The following is an 11606-nucleotide window of genomic DNA, read 5'->3' on the forward strand; positions in this document are numbered from 1 at the left end:
ACTGCCCGACCGGTCAAGCAAAAAATTGAGCCGACTCTCAGGCCGGCTCGGGGAGTCTATCACGGCAACTCGTCGACCACGTCGTCTTCTTTGGGCGGCGGTATCAGGTCATCCCGACTCACCCCCATCAACAGCATGACATTGGCAGCCACATAGATAGACGAGTAGGTACCCACCCCTATGCCCACCAGCAACGCCAGTGCAAAGCCGTGGATGGTCTCGCCACCGAATATCGCCAGCGCCAGTACCACCAGCAAGGTGGTAAAGGATGTCATCAGGGTACGGCTGAGGGTTTGCGTCAGCGAGATGTTGATCACCTCGACCGCGTCTTCCTTGCGCAGCAGACGGAAGTTCTCGCGGATACGGTCGAATACCACGATGGTATCGTTGAGCGAATAACCGATCACCGCCAGCACCGCCGCCAGCACCGTCAGATCAAACTCTATCCCCATCACCGAGAAGAAACCCAGGGTGATGATGACGTCGTGGGCCAGCGCCAGCACCGAGCCCACCGAGAACTTGAACTGAAAGCGAAAGGCGATGTACAGCATGATCATGAACAGCGCCATGAGCATGCCCAGACCGCCCTGTTCACGCAGTTCTTCGCCGACCTGAGCACCGACGTATTCGTTACGGCGCAGTTCCAGCTTCTGGGTTTCGCCCGCCTGCAGCGCAGCCAGTACGGCGTCTCCGAGCTTGGGATCATGAGTTTCACCCATGCGGATCAGTACATCGGTGGCGGCACCGAAGTTCTGTACGGTCACATCCTGATAACCGGCTTCATTCATTAGCTGACGGATCTTGCCAAGATCCGCATCCTGCTCATACCCCACTTCCACCAGGCTACCACCGGTGAAATCGAGGCCGAATTGCAGCCCCTTGGTCGCCAGGGATCCCAGCGAGATCAGCAGCAGCAGGGCCGAGATCGCGAATGCGATCTTGCCAAGCCCCATAAAGTTGATGATTTTGTTCTGCTTTGCCATAACCTGTTCCTCAGAGCGCCAAGCGGTTGAGCTTGCGCCCGCCGTAAGTCAGATTCACCAGCGCCCGTGTGACCACAATCGCCGTGAACATCGAGGTCACAATCCCCACCGACAGCGTCACTGCAAAGCCCTTGACGGGGCCTGTACCCATCGCGAACAGAATCAGCGCGGCGATCAGCGTAGTGACGTTGGCATCCAGAATAGTGGTGAAGGCGCGGCTGAAACCGGCATTGATGGCCGACTGCCCCGGCACACCGTTATTCAGCTCCTCCCGTATACGGGAGAAAATAAGCACGTTGGCATCCACCGCCATACCCACCGTCAGCACGATACCGGCAATACCCGGCAACGTCAGTGTGGCCGACATCAGCGACATGACCGCCACTAGCAGCACCAGGTTCAGCGACAGGGCGATGTTGGCCAGAATGCCGAACACACGGTAGTAAAGCACCATGAAGACCAGCACCAGCGCCAGGCCGATCTTCACCGACATCACACCCAGCGCTATATTCTCGGCGCCCAGACTCGGGCCTATGCTGCGCTCTTCAACGAAGTAGATCGGCGCCGCCAGGGCACCGGCGCGTAACAGCAGCGCCAGCTCAGACGATTCTGTGGCACTGTCCAGGCCGGTAATGCGGAACTGCGAGCCCAGCACCGACTGGATGGTCGCCAGCGAAATAATCTTCTTCTCGACGTAGGGAATACGCCGCTCTTCCAGCACACCATCTACAGTTTCGGTCAGGGTGCGGCTCTTGTACTCGACGAAGAGTACCGCCATGCGACGCTGAATGGCGTTGCGCGTGACACGCCCCATCATCTGGCCGCCCTTGGCATCCAGCGTAATGGACACCTGCGGCTGACCGTTCTCGTCGAAGGCCGCCTGGGCATTGGCAACGCTGGAGCCGGTAATGATGATGTCACGCTCGATGGTGGCATCCCGGCCCGGCTGGCTGCGGAACTCGTAGGTTTCGGTGGTGACGCCGGTCGCCTGGGGCGAAGCTTCGAGGCGGAACTCAAGATTCGCCGTCTTGCCGATAATGCGCTTGGCCGCAGCGGCATCCTGCACACCCGGCAACTGCACCACGATGCGGTTGCGGCCCTGACGCTGCACCAGCGGCTCGGCTACGCCCAGCTCGTTGACACGGTTGCGCAGGGTGGTGAGGTTCTGCTTGACGGCATAGTCCTCGATATCGCGCACCGTCTGCTCGGTCAGGTTGATAACGACAAAAAAGGCGCCATCCACGGTTTCATCGGACAACAGAAATTCGGGGTAGTCCTTGCGCAGCAGACTGCGGGCTTCATCCCGCATCGCCTCATCGGCAAACTTGACCTCAAGGCTGCCGTCGGCACGGTGATCCACCAGCCGGTAACGCAGCTTTTCCTGTCGCAGCTTGGTCTTGATCTCGGAGACATAAACATCAAGACGCTGCGCCACGGCCTGCACAGTGTCGACTTCCAGCAGGAAGTGCACGCCGCCACGCAAATCCAGGCCCAGCTTCATCGGGCCTGCACCCAAAGCGCGCAGCCAGTCCGGCGTAGTGGGGGCCAGGTTCATCGCCACCACATACTGCTCGCCCACCACTTTGGCAATAACAGCCTTGGCCCGCAGCTGGCTTTCACCATCGGCGAAACGCACCAGACCACTGCCATCTTGCAGCTCAACGTCTTTAGCGCTGATGCCTTCACGCTCCAGCTCAGTGGAGATGCGCTGCAGCAACGGCTCATCCACTTGATAAACTTCGCGCGTGCCCGACAGCTGGATGGCATAGTCATCGGGGTACAGGTTGGGCGCCGCATACAACAGGCCCAGTGCCAGCAGCAGCAGAATCAGCAGGTTTTTCCACAGAGGGTAGCGATTGAGCATAGGTCGCCCTGTTCGTTCAGCACCGCGCCTGCGCCAGCTGCGCACGCGGCATGCAATACATCCGGTGGTTAAATAAAAACGCCACTGTAACAGTGGCGTTTTCCGTCAGGCGGGCATCAGATATTTTTGATCGTGCCCTTGGGCAGTGCCGCCGCCACATGAGCTTTCTGGAAGCTCAGCTGGGTGCCTTCGCAGACTTCCAGTACCACATAGTCATCGCTGACCTTGGCGACCTTGCCGATAATGCCGCCAGCGGTGAGCACTTCATCACCCTTGGCCAGATTGCCGATCAGGGCTTTGTGGTCTTTTGCACGTTTGGCCTGCGGGCGCCACATGAAGAAGTAGAAGATCAGACCAAAGCCGACCAGAAACAGAATGTTGAAAATGCCTGGATCCAAACCGCCGACGCCGGTCTCTGCCGCCTGGGCTGAAGAAATCAGAAAGCTCATCTAGCTTTACTCCTTAGAACGTTGAAATGCTGTGACTTATATGGAGGCAAGCGGCGGCGTTTCAAGGCCTCGCTCAGCATAAAACTCATCGACAAAGGCGCTCAATTTACCCTGTTCGATAGCGGCACGCAAACTGGCCATCAACACCTGATAGTAATGCAGGTTATGGATGGTATTGAGCTGCGCGCCAAGGATTTCCTTGCACTTGTCCAGATGATGCAGGTAAGCACGACTGAAGTTCTGGCAGGTATAGCAGTCGCACTTGTCGTCCACCGGACGCATATCCGTCTTGTTGGCCGAATTGCGAATCTTCACCACGCCCTTGCTGCCAAACAGAAAGCCGTTGCGGGCATTGCGGGTCGGCATGACGCAGTCGAACATATCCACACCACGGCGCACGCCTTCCACCAGATCTTCCGGCTTGCCCACACCCATGAGATAGCGCGGCTTGTCTTCCGGCATTTTCCACGCCAGATGATCCAGCACCCGCATCATGTCTTCCTTGGGCTCGCCCACCGACAGGCCGCCAATGGCATAGCCATCGAAACCGATTTCGGTCAAGCCCGCCAGGGATTCATCGCGCAGCGACTCGTACATGCCACCCTGCACTATGCCAAAGAGCGCCGACGGGCTGTCGCCGTGGGCACGCTTGGAACGCTCGGCCCAGCGCAGCGACAGACGCATGGACTTGGCCGCTTCGTCCTCGGTAGCGGGATGAGGCGTGCATTCATCGAAGATCATCACGACATCGGAGCCCAACTCCCGCTGCACCTGCATGGAGCGTTCAGGATCGATAAACACCTTGGAGCCGTCCACCGGCGACTGGAAGGCCACGCCTTCTTCGGTGATCTTGCGCATGGCGCCGAGACTGAAGACCTGGAAACCGCCGGAATCGGTGAGGATCGGGCCTTTCCACTGCATAAAATCATGCAGATCGCCGTGCTGACGAATAATCTCGGTACCCGGGCGCAGCATCAGATGGAAGGTATTGCCCAGGATCATCTGCGCCCCGGTGGCCTCGATATCCCGCGGCAACATGCCCTTGACCGTGCCATAGGTGCCCACGGGCATGAAGGCCGGTGTTTCCACCGCACCACGGGGAAAGGTCAAACGACCACGGCGCGCCTTGCCATCAACGGCCAGGCGCTCGTAATTCATAAAACAGCTTCTGCTCACTTATCCTCCAAAGCCGCGCCACGGCGCGTCAGAAACATCGCATCCCCGTAACTGAAAAAACGGTAGCGCTCGGCCACCGCCTCGCGATACGCCTGCATGATGCCGTCGTAGCCCGCAAAGGCGCTTACCAGCATCAGCAACGTTGATTCAGGCAGGTGAAAATTGGTAATCAGGACATCCACCGTGCGGTACTCATACCCCGGGTAGATGAAAATATCAGTATCGCCGCTGTAGGGCGCAATCTCGCCGCTGCGACTCGCCGTTTCCAGGCAGCGCACACTGGTGGTCCCCACCGCCACCACGCGACCGCCCCGGGCACGGGTGTCACGCACCGCCTGGCACACCGCTTCGCTCACCTCGATAAACTCGGCGTGCATCTGGTGATCCTGCACCTGCTCGACCTTCACCGGCTGAAAAGTACCGGCGCCAACGTGCAGGGTCACAAACGCCTGCTGTACGCCGCGGGCCTCCAGTTGCGCCAGCAGTTCATTGTCAAAATGCAGTCCCGCCGTGGGTGCCGCCACCGCACCCGGCTTGCGGTTATACACCGTCTGATAGCGCTCGCGGTCCGACTGCTGGTCATCCCGTTTCATATAGGGCGGCAGCGGCATATGACCGAACTCTTCCAGCACCTCCACCAGATGGCGGTCGATATCGAAGCTCAGCTCGAACAGATTGCCCCGGCGACCCGTGACTGTGGCGCGCACCGCACCTTCAAGCAGCAACCCGGTACCGGGCTTGGGCGCCCGGCTGGCCCGCACATGGGCCAGTGCCTGGCCGGCATCCAGCACCCGCTCGATCAGCACCTCAACCTTGCCGCCGCTGGCCTTCTCGCCAAACAGCCGCGCAGGGATCACGCGGGTATCATTAAATACCAGCAGATCACCGGGATTGAGCAACTCAAGGATGTCGCTGAAGGCACGGTGTTCAATGGCACCACTGTTACCTTCCAGGCACAGCAAGCGGCTGGCCGAGCGCCGCTCCAGCGGGAAGCGCGCGATCAGCTCATCGGGCAATTCAAAACTAAAGTCTTTAACCTGCATCACAGCTCGAACAGATATTTGTGGAAAGGGAGCGGATTGTACCGGAAGCACAGGTTTTTTTCAGCGGTTTTGGCCGCCAGCGATTGACCCGCCAGCAAAGGTACCTATAATACGTGCTCGCTACGCCAGTGTGGTGAAATTGGTAGACACAGGGGATTCAAAATCCCCCGCCCTTAAAAGCGTGCCGGTTCGAGTCCGGCCACTGGTACCATCTCAGAAGAGGCTTGCAGCAATGCAGGCTTTTTTCGTATCTGGCCCATGAAAACGTCCTGATGCCAGGCAAGAAGCTCCCAATCAATCACGGGCCAGCACAATGGGATGCGGCAACAGACGCCTGGGTGAGTGAAGAAGTGCTGCATACACCCGCACCTTGCTTGCGCAGCGAGAAGCTATTTGCAAGCCGAGTTGAAAACGGGCTCTCTCACAATGACCAAACACAGAGACTAGCCGATGAACTTCAGAGACCCATTCGGACGCCAGGCGAAAAGAAGCGAGCGCGAATACGCCTCGCTACGGCAGAAACTGCCAGGCGCAGGCGTCACCACCCGGGCCGATGCCGAGCAGCTGATAGAGACCGTAGGCAAACGCGGCAAGTACGGTTTAATGATTATTATTCCGCTGACATTACTGTTGATGCTGCTCATACCCGAAGGGCGTATTATTTTCGGCGCAGCCGGTACTATGGTGGGTCTGTGGGCATATATAACCAGCCGCAAGATTCAGGGTCACGTTCAGCGTTATATCAAAGAGGAGCTCACCACGGACAGCGACTGCGAATCAGCGCCCCCCGACGACTCCGCAACCTTGTAGTTGCAGCCAGGTAGTCTTTTCCGGCTCAAGATCATCGCGACTGCGAGGCCACCAAGCCCCGCCGCTCGTTCCCGACCGAGACATCCGTGATGAAGGTGCTCTAGCCTGCCTTACATCTTATCGCCAAGAAGTGGACGATGCCGATACGGGCCGGGAACAGGCAACGCTGACTTCATTTCCACAGGCCCCATTGCTGAAGCCCGCCACCTCTTTCCCGGCAAACGCTGCCACATGCACAACACGGCGCTCACGGCGGTACGTACCGAACGCCGCGAACTCCTGGCGTTGGCAGAGCACATGACTCGCTTGATCCCCGACGCAACGGGCCCCGTGTCCTTCTTCATCCCGCTGCGGGGCTTCTCAGAGCACGATAGCCCCCGCGGCCATTTGCACGACCCATCGCTACCACCTGTATTCGCGGCACACTTGCAATCCCTCCGCCCTTCCAACCTTGATCTGCGCGAGTTCGACTTCCACATCAACGACCATCAGTTTGCGGACACCATCGTCGAACAGGTAGTCAAGTACACAAAGCTGTGCAATACAGGCTAAAAGCCGCAAAATCTGAAGGGCTATGTGAGTTTTATTGACACATGGTAGATACTGCAAGAATACGGTAAAACGCCGCACACCGCGAAATCAGGTCAGCTGAAAAGAGCTTCTCTCATGTTGCTTTTATACCTATTCGTCGCGCTAACTCAGATGCCCCAGCCTCACACCGAGTACTCCAGCGGCAGTTCGGTGGTGCACTTGATCTCCGACATGCTGATATTGGAATGCAGCTCCTTGATATGGGGCAGGCGCAGTATGTTCTCCCGCACAAAGACTTCGTACTGCTGGATATCCGGCATCACTATCTTCAGCAAATAATCGGTGGCGCCGGCCATGGTGTAGCACTCCACCACCTGGGGATAGGTTTCCATGGCCTGCTCGAACTCGGCGAGATTTTCCCAGCCGTGGCTCGACAAACGCACATCGGCAAACACCACTACCCCCAGATTCAGCTGTTTGCGATCCAGCACCGCGAACTTGCCCTTGATCACGCCCTCTTCCTGCATGCGATTGATACGGCGCCAGCAGGGTGACTGCGACAGCCCCACCCGCTCCGCAATCTCGGCGGCCGAAAGGTCCGCATTGCTTTGCAACAACGCCAGTATCTGGCGATCCAGGGAACTCAGGGTAGCACTCATTGCAATGGACTCCAGTGGACTGACCATAAGCAGAGAAAGACACGGATAAGATTATTTATTCAAAAAATAACAATATATTGAAAATATCATGCACTAAACACACAAGATGTTGCATGAATAGACAAAAAAATGCGACCCCAACTCAGTACCATAGTTAACCAATACCCGCCTGACTACGCATGCCAATGGCATACAAGCAAGAATAAAAGAGGTGACAAGGTGTCTATCGACTACGCAAACCAGGTAGCCAAGGCCGATACACGGCAGCAATACCTCACAGGTACCCAGGCGCTGGCGCAGCTGCCACTACTGCAGCACCAACGCGACCAAGCCGCCGGCCTCAATACCGCGGGCTTTATTTCCGGCTATCGTGGCTCGCCACTGGGCAATCTGGACAAGATACTGTGGCAACAGCGCGCACAGTTGAAGGACAACCACATTCACTTTCAGCCCGGTGTAAACGAAGACCTTGCCGCCACCGCCGTCTGGGGTAGTCAGCAGGTTAATATGTTCGAAGGCGCCCGCTACGACGGTGTTTTCGGGCTCTGGTACGGCAAGGGCCCCGGGGTGGATCGCAGCGGTGATGTGATCAAGCACGGCAACTCCGCCGGCGTGTCGCCCCATGGCGGTGTGCTGCTGCTGGCCGGTGACGACCATGCCTGCAAATCCTCCAGCATTGCCCACCAGAGCGAACATGCCTTTATCGGTGCCATGGTGCCGGTACTGAACCCCTGTAACGTGCAGGAAATCCTCGATTACGGCGTACTCGGCTGGTCACTTTCCCGCTACAGCGGCTGCTGGGTCGCGCTTAAAACTATCGCCGAAACCGTGGACTCCTCCGCCGTGGTGGAGGTCAACCCGCTGCGGGTGCAGGTGCGCTATCCAACCGATTTCGAGTTGCCCGCAGATGGCGTTCATATTCGCTGGCCCGATCCGCCCCTGGTACAGGAAAAGCGCCTTAACACCTACAAAATCTACGCGGCCCTCGCCTTTGCTCGCGCCAACAATCTGAACCGCGTTGTGCTCGACAGCCCCAACCCGCGCATCGGCATCATCACCACCGGCAAGTCCTACCTCGATGTGCTTCAGGCACTGGAATATCTGGGTCTGGACGAAAGCACCTGCGCCAGCATCGGCCTGCGGGTACTCAAGATCGGTATGAGCTGGCCGCTGGAGCCCGGTGCGGTACACGAATTCGCCAAGGGCCTTGATGAAATCCTGGTGGTCGAGGAAAAGCGCAGCATTATCGAAGACCAGGTTACTGGCCAGCTGTACAACTGGCCGGTGGATGAACGCCCACGGGTGGTGGGCGAATTCGATGAAGCCGGCACCTCCTTGCTGCCCAACCTCAGTGAGTTGACCCCCGCCATGATTGCCAGGGTCATCGCCAAGCGCATAGCCCCTTTGTATTCAGGCCCCAAGGTAGAGCAGCGTCTCAAGTTCCTCGCCGACAAGGAAGACTACCTCAGCCACCGTGGCGAAGTGATACAGCGCCCGCCGCACTTCTGCTCGGGCTGCCCGCACAATACCTCCACCAAGGTACCTGAAGGCAGCCGTGCCCTGGCCGGTATCGGCTGTCACTACATGGCCATGTGGATGGACCGCAGCACCGAGACCTTTACCCAGATGGGCGGCGAAGGCGCCACCTGGATCGGCCAGGCGCCGTTCACCGATACGCCCCATGTGTTCCAGAACCTGGGCGATGGCACCTATTTTCATTCCGGCATACTGGCGATTCGTGCGGCCGTCGCCGCCGACGTCAATATCACCTACAAACTGCTGTACAACGATGCGGTGGCCATGACCGGCGGCCAGCCTATCGACGGCACCCTGACGGTGCAGCAGTTAAGCCAACAATTATATGGCGAAGGCATTCGCTGTATCCTGCTGGTGTCCGATGAGCCTGACAAGTACCCGACCCGGGCCGACTTTGCCCCCGGCACGCGCTTCCATCACCGCCGCGAACTCGACGGCCTGCAGCGGGAGCTGCGCGAATACAAGGGCGTATCGGCAATCATCTACGATCAGACCTGCGCCACCGAAAAACGCCGCCGGCGCAAACGTGGCAAGCTGGTCGACCCGGCCAAACGGGTGATGATCAACGACGCGGTCTGCGAAGGCTGCGGCGACTGCGGTGTGCAGTCCAACTGCCTATCCATACTGCCGCTGGAAACGGAACTGGGGCGCAAGCGCCAGATCGACCAGAACGCCTGTAACAAGGATTTCAGCTGCGTCGAGGGCTTCTGCCCAAGTTTTGTGACCGTAAAGGGCGGCTCCCTGCGAAAACCCGGCCCCCAGGCCTTAGAAGGCAGCGCCTTTGCCGGCCTGCCAGAGCCTGTACAGCCAGGTCTCACACGCCCCTTCAATATACTGCTGCCCGGCATTGGCGGCACAGGCGTGACCACCGTGGGCGCCCTGCTGGGCACGGCGGCCTTCCTTGATGGCAAGGGCGCCACTGTGCTGGATCAGGCGGGCCTGGCCCAGAAGTTCGGCCCTGTGACCACCCACGTGCGGATCGCCGCACGCCAGGATGACATCCATGCCGTGCGCATCGCCGCCGGCGAGGCCAATTTGCTGCTGGGCTTCGACCTGGTGGTCTCGGCCAGTGACGAGGTGCTGGGCAAACTCAGCACCGATCTAAGCCATGCAGTGATCAACAGCCACGAATCGCCCACCGCCGAGTTTACCCGCAACCGGGACTTCAGCTTCCCCGGTGAATCCATGCGCGACGCCGTGCAAATAGCCACGGGCAGCGACAAGTGCAATTTTGTCGATGCTACGCATCTGGCCAGCAGCCTGCTGGGCGACAGCCTGGCCACCAACCTCTTTATGCTCGGCTTTGCCTATCAGCGCGGTCTGGTGCCACTGTCGGCCAGCGCCATCGAGCAGGCTATCGAGACCAACGGCGTCGCCATCCAGATGAACAAGGCCGCCTTTCTCTGGGGCCGGCGTGCCGCCTGGAAACAGGCCAGTGTCGAGGATCTGGTCAATCGGCGCCAGGCCCCCGCCCCCAAAAGCCGCACCCTGGATGAACTGATCGACTGGCGGGCCGATTTCCTGGTGAATTATCAGGATCGCGCCTATGCCAACCGCTACCGCCAGGCCGTACAGCGGGTGCGTCGCCACGAAGAAAGCCTGAGTTTCGTCGATGCCGAGCTCCCGCTGACGCGCGCCGTGGCCGAAAACTACTTCAAGCTGCTGGCCTGCAAGGATGAGTATGAAGTGGCCCGACTCTATACCGACGGCGCCTTCCTGGCCCAGCTCGAAAGCCAGTTCGAGGGCAACTACCAGCTGGAATTCCATCTGGCGCCGCCGATCCTGAGCAAGCGGGATCCCCATACAGGCGTTCCTCGCAAGCGCCAGTTCGGTCCCTGGATGCTCAAGGCCTTCGGCCTGCTGGCCAAACTCAAGGCCCTGCGCGGTACGCCTTTCGACATCTTTGGCTATACCGACGAGCGCCGTGCAGAACGCGCACTGGTGAGCGACTACGAGCAGCTGATGACTGAACTGATCAGCCGCAACAGCAGTGACAATCACGATATCGCCGTAACCCTCGCCCGCCTGCCAGAACAGATCCGCGGCTTTGGACACGTCAAGGAAAAAGCCATTGTTACAGCCAGACAGGAACAGAAACGGCTGAAAGCACTGCTGCAAGCGACAAAAATCCCCGCGCGTCAGCTGCAATAAAGCAGCGCGTGAAAACAGTGCGGCGCTGACCGACCCCTTGGCAGTCGCACCATTTGGTTCGGTTACTTGAAACACCCCTTTGCGCAGACTGTATGGATCCCCAGAGTCTGCTTTTTTTTCCCTTTTTTACGGCTGAGCCTCTGCTGCATCCCGCTTTGCTTTCGCGACGGCGACCGACTCTCACCCCATCCGGTGCGATCCCGCATTAGCGGTTCGACCAATATCAAGACTCCGGCCGGGGCCTGCGATCCACTGATACCGAGCAGGGTGAATACTTCAACGGGCTCGATCACTGCGAGGCCACCCTGACCTTTCCCCGGACACTGCTGCTGCACTGCAGGCAACCCCGAGGAGCGCCGAGCAGCCTGAGGCCGTTGAAGACTATCGCCAATATCTGGCCTATC

The 11606-nt window shown here is 58.9% G+C and carries 9 protein-coding genes and 1 tRNA gene; 4 read left to right on the top strand and 6 right to left on the bottom strand.

All coding sequences use genetic code 11. The annotated features are described in order from the left end of the window. Positions 1-59: 59 nt before the first annotated feature. The 5 genes from secF to queA form a co-directional block, all read right to left on the bottom strand. Complete coding sequence (secF, locus tag A8C75_RS19170) at positions 60-983, bottom strand: protein translocase subunit SecF (RefSeq protein ID WP_067385924.1); 924 nt, start codon at positions 981-983, stop codon at positions 60-62. Positions 984-993: 10 nt separating this feature from the next. Next, positions 994-2847 carry a protein translocase subunit SecD gene (gene secD, locus A8C75_RS19175; protein WP_067385926.1) on the bottom strand — a complete coding sequence of 618 codons (1854 nt, stop codon included), beginning with the start codon at positions 2845-2847 and terminating at the stop codon, positions 994-996. A 116-nt stretch (positions 2848-2963) separates the two neighbouring features. Then, positions 2964-3296 carry a preprotein translocase subunit YajC gene (yajC, locus tag A8C75_RS19180; protein ID WP_067385928.1) on the bottom strand — a complete coding sequence of 111 codons (333 nt, stop codon included), beginning with the start codon at positions 3294-3296 and terminating at the stop codon, positions 2964-2966. A gap of 36 nt (positions 3297-3332) precedes the next feature. After that, positions 3333-4454: a tRNA guanosine(34) transglycosylase Tgt gene (tgt, locus tag A8C75_RS19185; protein ID WP_193788203.1), complete on the bottom strand. Its 1122-nt coding sequence runs from the start codon at positions 4452-4454 to the stop codon at positions 3333-3335. A gap of 14 nt (positions 4455-4468) precedes the next feature. Further along, the gene (gene queA / locus A8C75_RS19190; RefSeq protein ID WP_067385932.1) at positions 4469-5515 is read right to left on the bottom strand and encodes a tRNA preQ1(34) S-adenosylmethionine ribosyltransferase-isomerase QueA; all 1047 of its coding nucleotides are present in this window, start codon (positions 5513-5515) and stop codon (positions 4469-4471) included. A 124-nt stretch (positions 5516-5639) separates the two neighbouring features. Between queA and A8C75_RS19195 the strand changes: the two genes are divergently transcribed. The 3 genes from A8C75_RS19195 to A8C75_RS19205 all read left to right on the top strand — a co-directional run bounded on the left by A8C75_RS19195 (position 5640) and on the right by A8C75_RS19205 (position 6877). Then, a tRNA-Leu gene (locus A8C75_RS19195) sits at positions 5640-5726 on the top strand. A 239-nt stretch (positions 5727-5965) separates the two neighbouring features. Further along, complete coding sequence (locus A8C75_RS19200) at positions 5966-6325, top strand: hypothetical protein (RefSeq protein ID WP_067385934.1); 360 nt, start codon at positions 5966-5968, stop codon at positions 6323-6325. Positions 6326-6439: 114 nt separating this feature from the next. Then, entirely contained in the window at positions 6440-6877 is a 438-nt protein-coding gene (locus A8C75_RS19205; protein ID WP_227820031.1) for a Tm-1-like ATP-binding domain-containing protein, read from the top strand. A 161-nt stretch (positions 6878-7038) separates the two neighbouring features. Here A8C75_RS19205 and A8C75_RS19210 read toward each other — a convergent pair whose 3' ends face one another. Further along, on the bottom strand, positions 7039-7515 hold the full coding sequence (locus tag A8C75_RS19210) for an Lrp/AsnC family transcriptional regulator (RefSeq protein WP_067385938.1): 477 nt from the start codon (positions 7513-7515) through the stop codon (positions 7039-7041). Between the two features lie 219 nt (positions 7516-7734). Here A8C75_RS19210 and A8C75_RS19215 point away from each other — a divergent pair, with 219 nt between their 5' ends. Next, positions 7735-11202 (top strand): indolepyruvate ferredoxin oxidoreductase family protein, encoded by a 3468-nt coding sequence (locus A8C75_RS19215; protein WP_067385940.1) that lies wholly within the window; start codon positions 7735-7737, stop codon positions 11200-11202. Positions 11203-11606: the final 404 nt, after the last annotated feature.

It is taken from the genome of Marinobacterium aestuarii, assembly GCF_001651805.1.
GTDB lineage: Bacteria > Pseudomonadota > Gammaproteobacteria > Pseudomonadales > Balneatricaceae > Marinobacterium_A > Marinobacterium_A aestuarii.

Bases quoted from the DNA above. Each gene is read 5' to 3' on its own strand.
- secF (WP_067385924.1), bottom strand. From the start codon at position 983: ATGGCAAAGCAGAACAAAATCATCAACTTTATGGGGCTTGGCAAGATC.
- secD (WP_067385926.1), bottom strand. From the start codon at position 2,847: ATGCTCAATCGCTACCCTCTGTGGAAAAACCTGCTGATTCTGCTGCTG.
- yajC (WP_067385928.1), bottom strand. From the start codon at position 3,296: ATGAGCTTTCTGATTTCTTCAGCCCAGGCGGCAGAGACCGGCGTCGGC.
- tgt (WP_193788203.1), bottom strand. From the start codon at position 4,454: ATGAATTACGAGCGCCTGGCCGTTGATGGCAAGGCGCGCCGTGGTCGT.
- queA (WP_067385932.1), bottom strand. From the start codon at position 5,515: ATGCAGGTTAAAGACTTTAGTTTTGAATTGCCCGATGAGCTGATCGCG.
- A8C75_RS19200 (WP_067385934.1), top strand. From the start codon at position 5,966: ATGAACTTCAGAGACCCATTCGGACGCCAGGCGAAAAGAAGCGAGCGC.
- A8C75_RS19210 (WP_067385938.1), bottom strand. From the start codon at position 7,515: ATGAGTGCTACCCTGAGTTCCCTGGATCGCCAGATACTGGCGTTGTTG.